General features: G+C 69.0%; 16 protein-coding genes and 1 tRNA gene. 8 read left to right on the forward strand and 9 right to left on the reverse strand.

What is annotated here, in order from left to right; translation table 11 throughout:
• Nucleotides 1–223 precede the first annotated feature (223 nt).
• From ACXJJ3_RS21040 to ACXJJ3_RS21050, 3 genes are all read left to right on the forward strand, one after another.
• Nucleotides 224–2122, forward strand: a complete 1899-nt coding sequence (locus tag ACXJJ3_RS21040) for a phosphoenolpyruvate carboxykinase (GTP) (RefSeq protein WP_458163309.1) — start codon at nt 224–226, stop codon at nt 2120–2122.
• A 110-nt stretch (nt 2123–2232) separates the two neighbouring features.
• Nucleotides 2233–3117, forward strand: a complete 885-nt coding sequence (locus ACXJJ3_RS21045) for an LLM class flavin-dependent oxidoreductase (RefSeq protein WP_458163311.1) — start codon at nt 2233–2235, stop codon at nt 3115–3117.
• Nucleotides 3110–3640: an RDD family protein gene (locus ACXJJ3_RS21050; protein WP_458163313.1), complete on the forward strand. Its 531-nt coding sequence runs from the start codon at nt 3110–3112 to the stop codon at nt 3638–3640. The genes ACXJJ3_RS21045 and ACXJJ3_RS21050 overlap by 8 nt, the downstream gene beginning before the upstream one ends.
• Before the next feature lie 182 nt (nt 3641–3822).
• Here the strand turns inward: ACXJJ3_RS21050 and ACXJJ3_RS21055 are convergent.
• Nucleotides 3823–3912: transfer RNA gene (locus tag ACXJJ3_RS21055), tRNA-Ser, on the reverse strand.
• Nucleotides 3913–4261: 349 nt separating this feature from the next.
• On the opposite strand from ACXJJ3_RS21055, the gene ACXJJ3_RS21060 reads away from it, so the two are divergent.
• From ACXJJ3_RS21060 to ACXJJ3_RS21075, 4 genes are all read left to right on the forward strand, one after another.
• Nucleotides 4262–5836, forward strand: a complete 1575-nt coding sequence (locus ACXJJ3_RS21060) for an LCP family protein (protein WP_458163315.1) — start codon at nt 4262–4264, stop codon at nt 5834–5836.
• Nucleotides 5837–5911: 75 nt separating this feature from the next.
• Nucleotides 5912–6889 (forward strand): hypothetical protein, encoded by a 978-nt coding sequence (locus tag ACXJJ3_RS21065; protein WP_458163317.1) that lies wholly within the window; start codon nt 5912–5914, stop codon nt 6887–6889.
• Between the two features lie 34 nt (nt 6890–6923).
• A complete protein-coding gene (locus tag ACXJJ3_RS21070) occupies nt 6924–7382 on the forward strand; it encodes a hypothetical protein (protein WP_458163319.1) in 459 nt (152 codons plus the stop codon).
• A gap of 4 nt (nt 7383–7386) precedes the next feature.
• Nucleotides 7387–8346 (forward strand): acetylxylan esterase, encoded by a 960-nt coding sequence (locus ACXJJ3_RS21075; RefSeq protein WP_458163321.1) that lies wholly within the window; start codon nt 7387–7389, stop codon nt 8344–8346.
• On the opposite strand, the gene ACXJJ3_RS21080 is transcribed toward ACXJJ3_RS21075, so the two are convergent.
• From ACXJJ3_RS21080 to ACXJJ3_RS21095, 4 genes are all read right to left on the reverse strand, one after another.
• Nucleotides 8343–8747 (reverse strand): N-acetyltransferase family protein, encoded by a 405-nt coding sequence (locus ACXJJ3_RS21080; RefSeq protein ID WP_458163323.1) that lies wholly within the window; start codon nt 8745–8747, stop codon nt 8343–8345. The genes ACXJJ3_RS21075 and ACXJJ3_RS21080 overlap by 4 nt on opposite strands.
• A complete protein-coding gene (locus ACXJJ3_RS21085; protein WP_458163324.1) occupies nt 8748–8978 on the reverse strand; it encodes a hypothetical protein in 231 nt (76 codons plus the stop codon). It abuts the gene before it with no gap.
• A gap of 14 nt (nt 8979–8992) precedes the next feature.
• Nucleotides 8993–9271, reverse strand: coding sequence for a hypothetical protein (locus ACXJJ3_RS21090; RefSeq protein WP_458163326.1), 279 nt, complete (start codon nt 9269–9271; stop codon nt 8993–8995).
• 387 nt (nt 9272–9658) lie between these two features.
• Nucleotides 9659–10525, reverse strand: coding sequence for an HIRAN domain-containing protein (locus ACXJJ3_RS21095; RefSeq protein ID WP_458163328.1), 867 nt, complete (start codon nt 10523–10525; stop codon nt 9659–9661).
• Between the two features lie 232 nt (nt 10526–10757).
• Here ACXJJ3_RS21095 and ilvA point away from each other — a divergent pair, with 232 nt between their 5' ends.
• A complete protein-coding gene (gene ilvA, locus ACXJJ3_RS21100) occupies nt 10758–12029 on the forward strand; it encodes a threonine ammonia-lyase IlvA (protein WP_458163330.1) in 1272 nt (423 codons plus the stop codon).
• A 297-nt stretch (nt 12030–12326) separates the two neighbouring features.
• On the opposite strand, the gene ACXJJ3_RS21105 is transcribed toward ilvA, so the two are convergent.
• The 4 genes from ACXJJ3_RS21105 to ACXJJ3_RS21120 form a co-directional block, all read right to left on the reverse strand.
• A complete protein-coding gene (locus ACXJJ3_RS21105) occupies nt 12327–12770 on the reverse strand; it encodes a hypothetical protein (RefSeq protein WP_458163332.1) in 444 nt (147 codons plus the stop codon).
• Nucleotides 12771–12832: 62 nt separating this feature from the next.
• Entirely contained in the window at nt 12833–13075 is a 243-nt protein-coding gene (locus tag ACXJJ3_RS21110; protein ID WP_325036210.1) for a LuxR C-terminal-related transcriptional regulator, read from the reverse strand.
• 5 nt (nt 13076–13080) lie between these two features.
• Complete coding sequence (locus tag ACXJJ3_RS21115; protein ID WP_458163334.1) at nt 13081–14502, reverse strand: rhamnulokinase; 1422 nt, start codon at nt 14500–14502, stop codon at nt 13081–13083.
• The gene (locus tag ACXJJ3_RS21120; RefSeq protein WP_458163336.1) at nt 14499–15923 is read right to left on the reverse strand and encodes an arabinose isomerase; all 1425 of its coding nucleotides are present in this window, start codon (nt 15921–15923) and stop codon (nt 14499–14501) included. The genes ACXJJ3_RS21115 and ACXJJ3_RS21120 overlap by 4 nt, the downstream gene beginning before the upstream one ends.
• Nucleotides 15924–15929: the final 6 nt, after the last annotated feature.

Below are 15929 nucleotides of genomic sequence, written 5' to 3' on the forward strand. Positions count from 1 at the left end.
TTCACGTTCTGGGGGTTCTCAGACCCGTACGGCGTCGCGTACCGTTAAAACCACTTGCACACTGGTATGTATCCACTGGAACTACTGGTATGCGACAGATCACACCGCCAGCCAGCTGCACCGAACCGCCGGAGACCCCGGCGGCCGGACGCCGTACCCGCCTTTCAGCGTCGAGAGGCCGGCACGTCTCCGGACCCGGCAGCCGAGAGGGAATGAGCCGCGAATGACGACGATCGCCAATCCGACCCGTACCAAAGCCGACCACCGAGCCGACAGCACCGCCCCCCTCCCGGCGAACGACCGGCCGAACGACCGGCAGTACGACCTGACCGGCGCCCCGACGCAGCACGCCGGCCTGCTCGCCTGGGTGGCCGAGGTCGCCGCCCTCACCCAGCCGGACCGGATCCATTGGGTCGACGGGTCGGACGCGGAGTACGCGAAGCTCACCGACGAGCTGATCGCGGCCGGCACGATGGTCCGGCTGAACGACGAGAAGAAGCCGAACTCGTTCTGGGTCCGCACCGACCCGAGCGACGTCGCGCGTGTCGAGCAGCGCACGTTCATCTGCTCGGTCGACGAGAAGGACGCGGGTCCGACCAACAACTGGGTCGCGCCGGCCGAGATGAAGGCGACGCTGAAGGACCTGTACCGCGGCGCGATGCGCGGCCGGACGATGTACGTCGTCCCGTTCTGCATGGGCCCGTTGACCGCCGAGAACCCGATGTTCGGCGTCGAGATCACGGACTCGGCGTACGTCGTCGCGTCGATGCGGATCATGTGCCGCACCGGCGCCGAGGTGCTCGAGAAGCTCGGCGACACGGCGAAGTACGTCCCCTGCCTGCACTCCGTCGGCGCTCCGCTGCAACCGGGCGAGGCCGACGTCCCGTGGCCGTGCAACGACGAGAAGTACATCGTGCAGTTCCCGGAGGAGCGCGCGATCTGGTCGTACGGGTCCGGGTACGGCGGCAACTCGCTGCTCGGCAAGAAGTGCTACTCGCTGCGGATCGCGTCCGCGATGGCCCGCGACGAAGGCTGGCTGGCCGAGCACATGCTGATCCTCAAGCTGATCTCGCCGGAGAAGAAGGTGCACTACGTCGCGGCCGCGTTCCCGAGCGCCTGCGGCAAGACCAACCTGGCGATGCTCGACCCGACCCTGGAGGGCTGGGAGGTCGAGACGCTCGGCGACGACATCGCCTGGATGCGGTTCGGCAAGGACGGCCGGCTGTACGCCGTGAACCCGGAGTTCGGCCTGTTCGGTGTTGCCCCCGGGACCGGCTGGAAGACGAACCCGAACGCGATGCGGACGATCGAGAAGGGCAACTCGGTCTTCACGAACGTTGCGCTCACCGACGACGGCGACGTCTGGTGGGAGGGCTACTCGCCGACCCCGCCGGACCACCTGACCGATTGGAAGGGCCGCGAGTGGACGCCGAACAGCGGTGAGCTGTCCAGCCACCCGAACAGCCGGTTCTGCACGCCGATCACGCAGTGCCCGATCCTCGCCGACGAGTACGACGACCCGAACGGGGTGCCGATCTCCGCGATCATCTTCGGCGGCCGCCGGGCGACGACCGTACCGCTGGTGACCGAGTCCCGGGACTGGGCGCACGGTGTGTTCATGGGCGCGACGCTGTCCTCGGAGACGACCGCGGCCGCCGTCGGCCAGGTCGGCGTCGTACGGCGGGACCCGATGGCGATGCTGCCGTTCCTCGGGTACGACGCGGGGCAGTACTTCGACCACTGGCTGACCGTCGGCAAGCAGCACGACGCGGCCCAGCTGCCGAAGATCTTCTACGTGAACTGGTTCCGCAAGGACGAGGCCGGCAAGTTCGTCTGGCCGGGCTTCGGCGAGAACAGCCGGGTGCTGAAGTGGGTCATCGAGCGGATCGAGGGCCAGGCCGACGCGATCGAGACCCCGATCGGCCGGGTGCCGGCCGCGGACGCGCTGGACGTCTCCGGGCTGGACCTCACCACGCAGGACCTGGAGATCGCGTTGAACGTCGACGCCGACGAGTGGAAGGCCGAGCTCCCGCTGATCGAGGAGTGGTTCGCGAAGCTCGGTGACACCGTCCCGGCGTCGTTGAAGGTCGAGCTGGACAGTCTGCGGGCCCGTCTGGGCTGAACCGGCACCGGCCGTCGTTTCGGAAGCCGACGGCCGGACGACAGCGCATCACCCTGGCTTCACTCGCCAGGGTGATGCGCTGTGCTTCGCGCGGCACGTACCTTGACCGCATGCCAATCAAGGTCGGAGTAATGCTCCCGCTCGGCGCCGGCGACGGCCCCGGCGGCGGGATGCCCAGCTGGCAGGACGTCCGCGCGGTCGCCGAGGCCGCCGAACAGGGCGGACTGGACTCGGTCTGGATCGCGGACCACTTCCTGTACCGCGACGGCGACGGACAGGTCTTCGGGATGCACGACAGCTGGACGCTGCTGAGCGCGGTCGCCGCCGTCACCGAACGGGTCGAGCTCGGCAACATGGTGCTCTGCGCGTCGTTCCGGGATCCGGGCCTGACCGCGAAGATGGCGGCCACGCTGGACGAGGTGTCCGGCGGCCGGCTGACCCTCGGCGTCGGCGCGGGCTGGCACGACCCGGAGTACGAGGCGTTCGGGCTTCCGACCGATCACCGGGTCGGGCGGTTCGCGGAGTGGCTGGAGATCGTCGCCCGGCTGGTGCGCGGCGAGACCCTCACGTACGACGGCACCTACTACTCGGTGCGCGACGCGAACCTCGACCCGGCACCGCCGCACCGGATCCCGATCCTGATCGCCGGCCACCGCCCGCGGATGCTCGGCCTGATCGCCCAGTGGGCCGACGCCTGGAACACAGCGTGGTACGGCGCTCCCTCAGAGAAGCTGGAGGAGCGCCTGCAAACCCTGACCGACGCACTGCGGACAGCAAACCGCGACACCATCACCCGCACGGTCGGCATCATCGTCCGCGACCCCGACCAACCGTCGACGGACCCGAATCCCCAGGCCATCCCGGTCACAGACCTGCCGGCCGCCATCGCCGCGTACGAAGAGCTGGGCGTGGAGCACCTGATCGTCTCCCCCGACCCGATGACCCCCCGCACGGTCGAGCGGATCGCCGAAGCCAACCGATCCATCGATGCGTAGTCGCAGATTCTGGCGCCGGATCGCGGCGCTCCTCATCGACTACCTGCTGATCTCAGCGTGGATCGCAGTACTGGCGGCCGCCGCCCTGGCGGTCCGCCTGATCACCGGATCCCTCCCGAACTGGCTGGACCTGGGCGGCACCGCCGGTGCCGAACTCCTCGGTTTCGCCCTGCTGGTGCTGCCGGTCGGCTGCTACCTGTACCTCACCGAGACCTCGACGCGGCACGCCACCATCGGCAAACGGGCACTCCACCTACACGTCACCGACACCAAAGCCGGCGCCCCACCGAGCCGCCGCCAGATTCTCGTTCGCACCGTCGTCAAACTGATCCCCTGGGAACTCGCGCACTTCTTCATCTGGCAACTGGTGGCGGCCGGCACCCCCACCCCGTCCTGGATCACCACCGGCCTGGTCGCGGTCTACGCGCTCCCACTCATCTACCTGGCCATGGTCGCCTTCCGCAAAGACGCCCGAGCCCCCCACGACCTAGCCGCGAACACAGCAGTACACCACCAAAGGTGAACCAAGAAACAAAGCCAGCCACCGACGCGGGGGGAAGGGGCGGAACCCCAAGGGGGAAAGGGGCGAAGCCCCAAAGGGGGTCCGGGGGGCGGAGCCCCGCCGGGCGGGGTCTGGGGGTTGCACCCCCAGAAGGCACCCGACGCGACCCGGCCCGCGCTTTCCGCGGGCACAGGTCACGAGAGCGGAGGCGGCGGGATTTGAACCCGCGAGAGGGGGTTACCCTCAACCCGCTTAGCAGGCGGGCGCCATCGACCGGACTAGGCGACGCCTCCTCCGACGGTCCACTCCGAGGAGGGGACGCGACGACGGCCAAGACTATCTGCTCGACCGGCCCGCTGCCAAAACGGGTTTCCACCCCAGCCTGACGCTCTCCACCGACCGGCGTCCGGAGCACCACGGGGACCGCACGGCACGGCACGGGGCGGGGCGGGGTGTTCGCCACGTTGAGTGGTGGTGGTGGGACCTTGGGTGTGTCGGCCGGTGCATGTGTACGCTGACGAGCATCGACGGGGGTCGCCAGCATCACGTCAACCAAATCGGTGTCGTGGGCGTCTGAAGTACCGTGGGTCGCTCCGGCGGCCGACGGGGAGGTCGTGACGTCGTCGATCAGGGAACGGAGCTATGTCGCGGAGTACTCGCGCAGCCGGCCGGAGGGCGGCGCCTCGCGCCGGCCGATCCCGGCCTCGCTCTCATCGGGCCCGGACAGCGTCGAAGGCGATCGGGCTGACCCTGGTCAGCGCCCTGGTCCCGGGGTCCGGCCTGCTGATGGGCGGCCGGAAGAAGCTCGGCGCGTTCGTGCTCACGATCAGCGTCGGCCTGCTGCTGATCGGCGCGTACGTCGGTCTCACGCACCGCGACTCGGTCCTCGCGCTCGCGGTCTCCCCGCGACAGCTGCTGATCGCGACCGGCGCGGTCGTCGTACTGGGCGGCTGCTGGATCTGGGTCGTGATCGCGTCGCACAAGCTGATCCGCCCGGTGAGCATGACGTACACGGGCCGGCTGGCGGGCTCGATGGTCGTCGGCCTGCTGTGTTTCGCGATCGCCGTACCGACGACGGTCGCGGCGCAGACGGTGATGGCGCAGCGCGACCTGGTCGGCAGCGTGTTCCAGTCCGAGGGCAACTCGAAGAGCGCGACCCGGCCGAAGGTGACGAACGCGCGGGACCCGTGGGAGAAGATTCCGCGACTGAACCTGCTGCTGCTCGGCGCCGACGACGGCGTCGGCCGGACGGGCGTCCGGACCGACACGGTGATCGTGGCCAGCATCGACACGAAGACCGGTAACACCTCGCTGATCTCGCTGAGCCGGAACTGGATGCGGATGCCGTTCCCGGCCGACTCGCCGCTGCACAAGGTCTACCCGGACGGGTTCTGGGACCCGAGTCAGGGCAACGTCGAGCAGCCGGAGTTCTACCTCGACGCGATGTACGACAACATTCCGAAGCAGCACCCGGGCGTCCTCGGCGCGACCGACAACGAGGGTGCGGACGCGGTGAAGCTGGCCGCGAGCGCCGCGCTCGGCCTCGACATCGACTACTACATGCAGGTCAACCTGGCCGGCTTCAAGCAGATCATCGACGCGCTCGGCGGGATCACGGTGAACGTGAACTACCGGGTCCCGATCGGCGGCGACTACGGCGAGGGTCCTGGTACGAACGGGCACAAGTTGCCGAGCGGCTACATCGAGCCGGGCCCGAACCAGAAGCTCGACGGGTACCACGCGCTGTGGTTCGCCCGCGGCCGGTACGGGCTGAGCGACCCGTCGCGGCAGGAGCGGCAGCGCTGCACGATCCACGCGCTGGTGAACAGCGCGAGCCCGCAGGCCCTGGTCACCAGCTACCAGGAGATCGCGAAGGCCAGCAAGGAACTGCTGCGCACCGATATCCCGCAGGAGATCCTGCCGGCGTTCATCCAGCTCGCTTTGAAGGTGAAGAGCGCCAAGGTCACCAACATCGACCTGGACAAGAACAAGAACTTCCCGAGCGGCAAGAACCCGGACTACGCGGCGATGCAGCAGATCATCCAGAAGTCGCTGAACCCGGTGGCCGCGACGCCGACCACGAAGCCGACCCGGAAGCCGTCCACCACCACGACGAAGAAGCCGGTGCCGCCGAAGACGACGGCCACGCCGGGGACCGCGCAGAACCTGAACGACGCGTGCGCGTACAACCCGAACGAAACCGGCACCGGAAACTGAGACGACCTCGGGTTGTGAACCCCTCCAGGGGAAGTATTAGACCGGAATGGAATCCGGTCACACCTGGGGGTGGCAGTGAGGCGTTCGTTGGTTGTCGTGCTCGGGATCGCGGTCCTCGCGAGCGCGGGATGCAGCAGCAGTAAGCCGGACAGCGGAGCCGCACCGTCGTCCGGGCCGTCCTCGACCAGCAGCAGCGCGCCGCCGCCGCCCACGTCGGCCGCACCGTCGCCGAAGCCGACCCCAACCGCGGCGGCGCTGTCGGTGCCGATGTACCAGCGGGCCTTGACGAACGTCGAGAAGGTCCTGAAGCCGTCCGTCGCGCGGGTAATGAACGCGCCGTCGGTCGCGGCGTTCGACGCGAGCCGCAAGCAGCTCGCCGCCGCGGTCGTGATCGAGCGCAACGAGCTCGCGAAGATCACCCCGCCGAGCGGCCTGGTCACCGCGCATCCCGCCGTACTGGACGCTTTCGACGCGTACGCCGGGGACGTCGCCACGCAGCTGAGCAAGGCCGGCGACACGAAGACCGGCTGCGGATTCCCGAAGGCGACCGACGTCCGGCTGTACGAGGCCAAGACCGGTGTCCGGACCGCGTTCGCGGGGCTCGCGCAGAGCGTGCAGCAGTCGATCGGCAAGGGCGTGAAGTTCGGCGCGATGTCGGTACCGGCGAAGCCCGCTACGCCGGCCGTGATCGGCGGCCGCGGCGACAACGGCGACGTGTTCCAGCGGTCCGGATCGCGCGGTTCGGGGTCGCTGAAGATCACCAACGCCGGTGACGACGTGGTGGTCGTGGTCGCGACCAGCAGCCCGCGGAAGCCGCAGGCGTCGATCTACGTCCGCGCCAACAAGACCGCGACGCTGAACGGGATCCGCAGCCAGGACTACTACGTGTACTTCAAGTCCGGGACGAACTGGGACGCGAAGAACCACCGGTTCACCGAGAGCTGCTCGTACCAGAAGTTCGACGACATCTTCGAGGGCCGGTACTCCTGGACGATCAGCCTGACCAAGTCCCCGCTCGGCAACGCGCCGTCGTCCGAGACCGACGCCTTCTGACCTGCTCGTTTGGGGCGGATGAGATCCTGTGTCGATGCGGACGACGTACCGGATGCGGGCGGGACGATTCCTCGGGATCCTGGCTGCCGGGTTGATCATTCTCGGGGTGGCCGCCCTGCTCTGGGCGTTCGGCCTGCCGTCGGTCGCGGTGTCGGTGTTCGTCACGCTCGGCGGGCTGATCACGCTCGCCGGGCTGTGGATCCTGGCCCGGCCGCCGAAGGTCGCGCGGCTGCGGGACCACGAGATCGACGTCCGCGGCATGAAGACGGTCTGGACCGACATCACCGAGGTCGGCCGGGTCGAGACCACGCACGGCGAAGCGATCGTGCTGCGCACCAAGAACCCGGACCACCCGATCCTGCTGCCGGTCTCCTGGCTGCCGCCGAAGCAGGTCGGCACGCTGGAGACCGTGCTGCGCGACAAGCTGAACGCCGCGCACGGGTACACCATCTGGGACGGGACTGCCCCGGAGGACACCGGCAGCGCAGAATGATCCGGTGCTCTCCTTCGACCTGTCGTACGACGAACTCCTGACCTACCCGGGCACGAACCCGAGGCCTGACGACTTCGACGCGTTCTGGGACAAGGCGTTGCTGTCCCTCGACGAGATCCCGCCGGAGACCGAGTTCGTCGACGCCGACGACTTCCCGCTGACGACCGGCGTCGCGCAGCACCTGTACTTCAACGGCACCGGCGGGTACCGGGTGCACGCGAAGGTGGTGAGCCCGGCCGCGCCGACCGGACCGGCCGTGCTGCTGTTCCACGGGTACGGCGGTGAGCAGCCGAAGTGGGTCGACCTGCTCCCGTACGTCGCCCGCGGGTTCACCGTCGCCGCGCTCGACGTCCGCGAACAGGTCGGGTACCGGACGCCGTCCCAGGCGCCGAACAGCTTCTCGTTGCACAACCACCTGGTGCACGGTCTCGACGACGGGCCGGACGGGCTGCTGTACAAGCACGTCTTCCTGGACACGCGACGGCTGGCCGACATCATCGGCGCGCTGCCGGACGTCGACGCGGGCCGGATCGCGACGACCGGCTGGAGCCAGGGCGGCGGGCTGTCGCTGGTCGCGGCCGCGCTGACGCCGACGGTCAAGTACACCGCGAGCGTCTACCCGTTCCTCTGCGACTACCAGCGGACGTGGGACCTCAACCTCGACAAGCCGCCGTACGACGAGATCGTCACCTGGTTCCGCAAGCGCGATCCGCGGCACCTCCGGCAGCAGGAGGTGTTCACGACGCTCGGCTACATCGACGTCCAGAACCTGGCGCCGCGGATCCGCGCCGAGGTGACGCTGTTCGTCGGGCTCGAGGACCAGACCTGCCCGCCGTCGACGCAGTTCGCGGCGTACAACAAGATCCAGTCTTCGAAGGAGCTCCGGACGTATCCCGACTTCGGGCACGACGACCTGCCGGGCGCGCACGACGATATCTACCAGCTGATCGGCGCCAAACTCTAGAGCTTGAACCAGTAGTTCTCGGTCGCTCCCTGGGTCGCGAGGCCGCCGCCGAGGGAGGTGTAGAGGCTGCGGGCCGGGTCGTTGTGGGCGCCGGTGGTGAGGAACATCTTCGTCGCGCCTGCCGCGCGGCCGGCGGTCATGAACGCGCTGACGAGGTCTCGTCCGATGCCCTTCCGGCGATGGGATGCGCCGACCTCCAACTGGTGGAGGTACAGCATCGACGTACCGTCCGGGCGGGCCAGCTGGGAGCCCCAGCACCAGCCGGCCACGTCGTCGCCGTCGGTTGCCACGAACACCAATGTGCCCGGGGTCGCGAGGTAGTCGGGGCCGGGGTCCGCGTCCATGAACGTGCGGACGGCGCGGGCGAGCAGGGCGGCGTCCGGGGCAGTGATACGCCGCATCTAGTGCTCCTGCAGGGCGGCGTCGATCGCGGCACTCAACTGCTCGTCGTCGCCCGCCTTCCAGGTGTGGTTCTGCGCGCAGGTCCACTGGTCGGGCTCCGACGGTACGACGCAACCGAACAGCCGCACTTTCCCGGCCGACGCCGCCTGCTGCGCGATCCGTGTCGGCAGGCCGTACAGGATCGGGACGCCGGGTTCTCCACAGCTCGGGCACACCGGTGTGTTCGCCATCCCGCCAACCTATGTCACACACCGTCCAGCAACGCCTGGTGAATCTTGGTCAGCGCCTTCATCAACTGAGCCCGCTCGGTCTTCGTGAGCGTCGCGGTGATCCGGTCCTCCAACTGCTGCCGCCCGGCCTCGGCCACCCGGGTCGCGAGCTTGGTGACCGCGGGCGTGGTCACGTTCACGCTCGCGGCGATCTCCCCCGGCGTACGGCGGATCGTGTACCTCTCGTCGTACGCCGTCCTCGGCGACCCGGTGCCCGCGATGGGCCGCTGGCACCACGAACGCGAACAGCTCATCCAAGCGTCCGGCACCGGTCGACCCCGCGGACATCGCCGCGGTCGCGGCCGCCGTACTGCTGGAGGACGGCCACGAACCGGCGTACACGATCACCGACCCCGAGACGCTGACGCTCGCCGGACAGGTCGCGATCGTCGAGGGCCTGAAGCTGACGGCGCGGACACGACCGGACTGCGAACAGACGTCGTACGGCGGATTACGGGACGGGAACCGCAGACGTACGCCAGCTGGTGTGCAGCCAACGGCGACCTGTTGGATCAGAAGTTATCCACAAGCTAGGCCCGTAATCCACAACTTATCCACAGCGGTTATGCACACCTGGGAATTCTCGAAAAGTAGCTCCGCAGTGCCGGCCTGGTGAGGCATGGTCAGCACTGCGCAGCCGCCTAGTTGGCCTCTTTGGTCGCCCAGTAGTGCCATTGCGGGGAAGCGACTGGGGACCGGGCCAGGCCGTCCGGCCAGGTGGCCGGCAGGTCGTGACTCCGTGCCGCGTACAGGATCACCTCCGATGCGGAGCGGTCGCCGCGGACGGTCACCCGGGCGGCGGTCTCGGCACGCATGTCGGCGAGGTAGTGGATGGCGGGCAGGAACTCCGCGCTCAGCCGTGGGCTGAGCCGGCCGACGGGTTCGTCGTCAAGCCGGATCTCGACCACGATCCGGTGCCGGTCCTGGATGCCGTCCTCCTCCTCGATCGCGTGCATGGTGGCGTACGCCCAGCACTCGCCCTCCGGACGGAAGAACGGTGCCAGTACGTCGGGATGGACCTCGCTGCCCGGAACCACGATGCCGCTCCCGGGCGGTAGCAGGTGAAAGCTGCCTGGCGGGGGCAGGTTCACCGGCACCAGCATGTGCGGCTGCCCGAGGGCGATCGCCACGCTGGCATGGAACTCGGTGCCCTGGGTGCCCCTGCGCTCCCAGTCGGCCGGCTCCCATTCACTGACCCACAGGTGACACGGAACCCGCGGTTGCAGGCCCTGTGCGATCAGCTCCGACAACACCGGGTGGTACCGGTGTGCGTCGTCCCTCGGCAGATAGCCGACAACCTTGCCGTCGACCCGGACGGCGATCGACCGCGGGTCGAAACGGTTGTGCGGTTCCGGGACGAGGTCCGCCTCGGTGTCCAGATCTGCGCCACGCGCCGGGATGGGGTCCGGGAACAGGCTACGGATCGCCTGCTCGTGCGGGGCTTCCCGCACGACCTCCTGACCGCACCACAGGGCGTCTCCCCACAGACTGAACGGAATCAGTCCCATCTGTGCCCTCCAGTCCTCACTGACCCGCTTTACCCGGCTCATCCGATCCAGGGGCCTGGCCGTTACACCGAGTGAGCGTATGAAAACTAGACTCCCCCGTGAAGGGCCGTTTCACGCATGGTGCAAGAGTCTGAAACGCAAAAGGAATCCCGTGGTCCGGACTCTGGACGCGGGTCGTCTTGGGCAGCGAGCGAATCGGCGAAGATCGTGCAAATGCACGGGAAGGAACGTCATGCAGGGCAGCAGTTCAGTCGCTCGATCGACGGTTGACGCCGCCACGATCGAGGCCGCGGTCAAGCGCTTGGACGGTGTCGCCGTCCGGACCCCGTTACAACGCAATCTCCGCCTGTCAGAGCGCACCGGCGCCGACGTCTGGCTGAAGCGCGAGGACCTGCAGATCGGCCGCTCCTACAAGCTTCGCGGCGCCTACAACCTGATCGCGCAGCTCGACGACGACGCGAAAGCGGCCGGTGTCGTGTGCGCGAGCGCCGGTAATCACGGTCAGGGCCTGGCGTATTCGTGCCACATCCTCGGCGTCCAGGGCAAGGTGTACGTTCCGCGGACGACGCCGCGGCAGAAGCGGGACCGGATCGCCGCGCTCGGCGGCAAGCAGATCACCGTAGTCGTCACCGGCGACACGTACGACGACGCGGCCGCGGCAGCGCTCGCCGACGGGGCCGAACGCGGTGCGACGATGGTGCCGGCGTTCGACGACCCGAGAACCGTTGCAGGGCAGGGGACCGTGGCCGTCGAGCTGGTCGAGCAGCTCGGGCAGGCGCCCGACGTACTGGTGGTGCCGGTCGGCGGCGGCGGTCTCGTTGCAGGGGTTGCAACGTGGATCAAGGCGCGGCATCCCGGCGTCCGCATCGTCGGTGTCGAGCCGGGCGGTGCGGCGAGTATGGCGGCCGCGTTCGAGGCGGGTACGCCGGTGACGCTGCCACAGCTGGACAGCTTCGTCGACGGGGCCGCCGTCCGCCGGGTCGGCGACGTCACGCTCCCGCTCGTGCACGAGGCCGGCGTCGAGCTGATGGCGGTCCCCGAAGGGCTGGTGTGCTCGGAGATGCTCGCGCTGTACCAGACCGACGGGCTGATCGCCGAGCCCGCGGGCGCTTTGTCGACAAGTGCCCTCGGCAACGGTCTCGACGTACGGCCCGGCGAGACCGTGGTCTGCCTGCTGTCCGGCGGGAACAACGACGTCAGCCGGTACGGCGAGATCCTCGAGCGATCGCTCGTGTACGAAGGACTGAAGCACTACTTCCTGGTGACGTTCCCGCAGGAGCCCGGCGCACTGCGGACGTTCCTCGACGAGACACTCGGGCCGGACGACGACATCACGCTGTTCGAGTACGTGAAACGCAACAACCGCGAGACCGGCGTCGCGCTGGTAGGGATCGAGATCGGCACCCGGGACGACCTCCCCGGCCTCCTCACCCGCATGGAAGCCGCCCCCCTCGACATCGAACGCATCAACCCGAACTCCCCCGAGTTCCGCTACCTGATCTGAGAGAACAGAAGGAAAGAAGAGAAATCGGGAGTGGTGGTTGGGGTTCGGCGTCATGTGCTCCAGGTCTCGGACGGCGACCAGTCCTCCGCCGAGTCGTGGCAAACGGCCCAGACCCCCTGCGGCGAGTCGTGAGAAAAGGCGCCAGAAACCAGCCACAATCCACGACTCGACGAGCAGGCGCCGAGCCGTTCGCCACGACTCGGCAAAGAGCGGCATACCTCCGGCTGACCACCAGACCCAGCCACCACTCTCCTTCTCTTCCTTCCTCTTCCCGCGCCTGTCCTCGGCTGAGATCGGCTATCTGATCTCACGTTTTGAATGGCGTGGGTCGTGGGGGTGGGTGCCGTCGTCCCAGTTCGGGTCGACGGGTTGGCCTTCGCGGTTGCGTGAGCCGTCGTCGGGCCAGAGGTTCTGGGACTGGGTGCGGTGTTCCTCGGACACGGCGCGGGCCTGGTCGGCGGCGTCGCGGCGTTCGGTTGCGCCGGCGGCCAGGCGTTGGGCGCGGGCCGTCTGCTCGTCGGCGTCCGCCTGTGCCTTCCGCGCCCGGGCGTCCACCTCGTCGGCGATCGCGGCCTGCTTGTCGGCCTCGGCCGCACTCGCCCGCGCTCGCTCCTCGTGTTCGCGCGCCTCCTGTGCGGCACGGCGCTCCGACCGCCGCGACGCGGCGCCGGCCACCAGGGCTGCCAGGATCACCAGCACCGCCACGGCGACGACGATCCAGACGATGGTCATTCCGTTCATCGCTCCTCCTCGGCTCGATGATCATCACCACCGGTACCCGGTCGCCGTCGCCCGAACCCCTCTCAGACCAGGCCGCGACGGGCGGCCCAGACGATGGCTTCGATCGCGGTACTGAACCCGAGCCGGTCGCAGATCAGCCGGGTCCGGCGGCGGACGGTGCGCTCGGACAGGTCGAGGCGCCGGGCGACGCCGTCGACCGGCAGCCCTGTGGCGAGCAGCCGGAGCAGTTGGAGGTCGTCGTGACTGATCTCGCGCGGCGGCACCCGGCGCGCCACCGGTCGAAGTTCCTGGGGGAGGACGGTCATGCTGATCACCTGGTTCCGAAGACCCGGGACTCGGCGGCGTCCCAGTCGGCCGGTTTGCCCTGCGGGTCGTAGCGCCGCAGAGAATGGGTGGCCCGGACCAGGGCGCGCATCGCGTCCAGGTCCGGGAGGGGCTCGCCGAGGGCGCGAGCCTGGACGAGCACGTTGCCGAGCGCGGACGCCTCGACCGGCCCGGCGAGCACGGGTACGCCGCACGCGTCGGCGGTCAGCCGGCAGAGCAGCTCGTTGCGCGAACCGCCGCCGATCACGTGCAGTACGTCGACGTCGCGGCCGGCGATCGTCTGCGCGGCCCGCAGCGTACGGCGGTACGCGAGCGCGAGGCTCTCGAGGATGCACCGTACGGCGGCGCCCCGGGTCCGCGGCGGCTCCTGGCCGGTCCGTACACAGTGCTCGTCGACCCGCGCGGGCATGTTGCCGGGGGCAAGAAATTCGGGGGCGTCCGGGTCGATCAGTACCGCGAACGGCGGCGCCTCGGCGGCGGCCCGGAGCAGGTCCTCGAGGTCGTCGCCCCAGGCCCGCCGGCATTCCTGCAGGATCCACAGCCCCATCACGTTCCGCAGGAACCGGGTCCGCCCGTCGACCCCGCCTTCGTTGGTGAAGTTCGCTTCCCGTGCCTCGTCCGTCAGCACCGGCTCGTCGAGCTCGAGCCCGACGAGCGACCACGTCCCCGACGAGATGTACGCGAACCGCTCCCCTTGTGCGGGCACCGCCACCACGGCCGAGGCGGTGTCGTGGGACCCGACCGCGATCACGGGAATCCCCGACGCCAGCCCGGTCTGATCCGGCAGCACGTTCCCGATCACGTCGCCTGGCTCCCGCACGGCAGGAAATATCCGGCGAGGCAGTCCCACCCGCGAGATCAGCTCATCGCTCCAGTCCCGGGCCGACACGTCGTACAGCTGGGTCGTGGATGCGTTCGTCCGCTCCGCCCCGACCTCACCCGTCAGCCAGTACGCCAGCAGATCCGGGATCATCAGGAACGTCTCGGCCGCACCCACGGTGCCGTCGGCAACCAGTTGGTAAATGGTGTTGAAGGGCAACTGCTGCAACCCGGTCACGGCGTACAGGTCGGCCGCCGGCACCTGCGCGAGCACGCGCTCCATCACACCGTCAGTACGAGAGTCCCGGTAGTGCACGGGATCGCCAAGCAACCGCCCCGACCGGTCAAGCAGACCGTAGTCGACAGCCCACGAATCGATCCCCACACTGTCGAACCGCCCGGCATGGTGAAGTCCGCGCACAATCTCGCGGTACAGCGTATGAATGTCCCAGTGCAGCGTGCCGTCCGCCGGAACCGGCCCGTTCCAGAACCGGTGGACCTCGCTCAACCGGAGTACGTCCGCACCGACCTCACCGAGCATCACCCGCCCACTCGAGGCCCCGAGATCCACCGCCGCGACCCGCTTCACGGTGACACCACCGTGAGGTCGAGCTTCAACAGGTCCGCGACGGCCGCCAGGTCCGCGGCGCGATGCCCGGTCCCGAGCGCCCAGTGATGCGCGACCCCGGACGCCGACCACGCGTCGGTCCACTCACCCGGATCGCACCCGAAGTCGACCCGCGACGTGGTGTTCCCGATCTGCAGCAACGGCCCGGGTACGACGGTCCCCTCGGACGCGATCAACGTGAACGTCCCGTCCCGCCGCTGCCCCATCCCGCACACCGTCACCGGCCCCGGCTGGACGTCGAACTCGACCGACACGCCCCACCCGCGCTTGCCGTGGTACACGCCGAGCCCGCGCAGCAACGGTTTCCGCGCCGAGATCGCCAGGTGCGCCGGCCCGTCGTGGCCCATCTCGACCACGTTGTCCGGGAAGTTCAGCGCCTGCAGCTCGGTGAACGACCCGCCCGCGCCGAGCTTGTCCATCACCAGCATCGCGAGCGACGTCCGCAACTCGTACTCGCCCGCGGCCGGCACGCCCCTTGCCGTCAGCAACGAGGCGCCGAGGATCATCCCGGCCGCTACCCGTTCGTGGGCCTCACCATCGAGCCCGCGGTGGTAGTACGCCAACGAATCAAGGGAAAAGTCCTCGACCAGCCGATCCAGCGCGACCGACACGGTGGCGCCCCACTGGAAGTCCTCGGTCTTCACCGAGTCGTCGAGCGTGAAGATCTCCCGCGCCAGCTCCATCCGCGCGGTGGTCTCGGCGCCGGTGACCTTCTCGACCCGGACCCGGAGGTCGTCGATCTCCAGTACCTCGACATGCCCGCCGAGTTGCGCGGACACCAGCGTCGGATCGGTGATCACGTCCATCATGCCCGGGTACACGTGTCCCAGCAGACCGTGCCGCCCGTGCCGGAGCACCGCCCGGACGCCGGCCGCCCGGATCCACCGGTCGATCCGGGTCCAGGCGCGCTCGTCCTCGAGGTACCCCGACACCGAGCGGAAGTCGATCCCGCAGCGCTCGAACGCGTTCGCCATCTCCGGCAGCGGACACGCCCCGCAGTACGCGAGCCACGCGCCGGTGTCGAACGACGCGTGGTCCATCGCCTCGGTCGGCTGCAGGTTCAGGAGCAGCACGGGAGCACCACTGCGCTGGGCGACCGGCACCAGCATCGACGCCGTCATGTACGTCGTCAGGAACCCGACGATCAGGTCGCAGTCGGCCGCCCGCAACTTCTCGGCGGCCACCGCACCTTCCTGGGCGTCGGAGATGAACCCGACGTCGACGACCTCGCAGTCCAGCGCGGCGAACCTCTCCGACACCCGCCGCGCGGACGCCTGCAACTGCGGCAGGAGCTCCGGGAACTGCGGCCAGTACGCGCCCAGCCCGCCGGCCACCAGACCGATCCGGGTCTGGCGGGACGTGATCCGCTCCAGCTGGGTCATCCAGTC

Source organism: Kribbella sp. WER1 (assembly GCF_054189145.1).

What these genes read in the sequence shown, in the direction of transcription:
- ACXJJ3_RS21040 (WP_458163309.1), top strand. Translation starts at nt 224, where the DNA reads ATGACGACGATCGCCAATCCGACCCGTACCAAAGCCGACCACCGAGCC.
- ACXJJ3_RS21045 (WP_458163311.1), top strand. Translation starts at nt 2,233, where the DNA reads ATGCCAATCAAGGTCGGAGTAATGCTCCCGCTCGGCGCCGGCGACGGC.
- ACXJJ3_RS21050 (WP_458163313.1), top strand. Translation starts at nt 3,110, where the DNA reads ATGCGTAGTCGCAGATTCTGGCGCCGGATCGCGGCGCTCCTCATCGAC.
- ACXJJ3_RS21060 (WP_458163315.1), top strand. Translation starts at nt 4,262, where the DNA reads ATGTCGCGGAGTACTCGCGCAGCCGGCCGGAGGGCGGCGCCTCGCGCC.
- ACXJJ3_RS21070 (WP_458163319.1), top strand. Translation starts at nt 6,924, where the DNA reads ATGCGGACGACGTACCGGATGCGGGCGGGACGATTCCTCGGGATCCTG.
- ACXJJ3_RS21080 (WP_458163323.1), bottom strand. Translation starts at nt 8,747, where the DNA reads ATGCGGCGTATCACTGCCCCGGACGCCGCCCTGCTCGCCCGCGCCGTC.
- ACXJJ3_RS21085 (WP_458163324.1), bottom strand. Translation starts at nt 8,978, where the DNA reads ATGGCGAACACACCGGTGTGCCCGAGCTGTGGAGAACCCGGCGTCCCG.
- ACXJJ3_RS21090 (WP_458163326.1), bottom strand. Translation starts at nt 9,271, where the DNA reads ATGAGCTGTTCGCGTTCGTGGTGCCAGCGGCCCATCGCGGGCACCGGG.
- ACXJJ3_RS21095 (WP_458163328.1), bottom strand. Translation starts at nt 10,525, where the DNA reads ATGGGACTGATTCCGTTCAGTCTGTGGGGAGACGCCCTGTGGTGCGGT.
- ilvA (WP_458163330.1), top strand. Translation starts at nt 10,758, where the DNA reads ATGCAGGGCAGCAGTTCAGTCGCTCGATCGACGGTTGACGCCGCCACG.
- ACXJJ3_RS21105 (WP_458163332.1), bottom strand. Translation starts at nt 12,770, where the DNA reads ATGAACGGAATGACCATCGTCTGGATCGTCGTCGCCGTGGCGGTGCTG.
- ACXJJ3_RS21110 (WP_325036210.1), bottom strand. Translation starts at nt 13,075, where the DNA reads ATGACCGTCCTCCCCCAGGAACTTCGACCGGTGGCGCGCCGGGTGCCG.
- ACXJJ3_RS21120 (WP_458163336.1), bottom strand. Translation starts at nt 15,923, where the DNA reads ATGACCCAGCTGGAGCGGATCACGTCCCGCCAGACCCGGATCGGTCTG.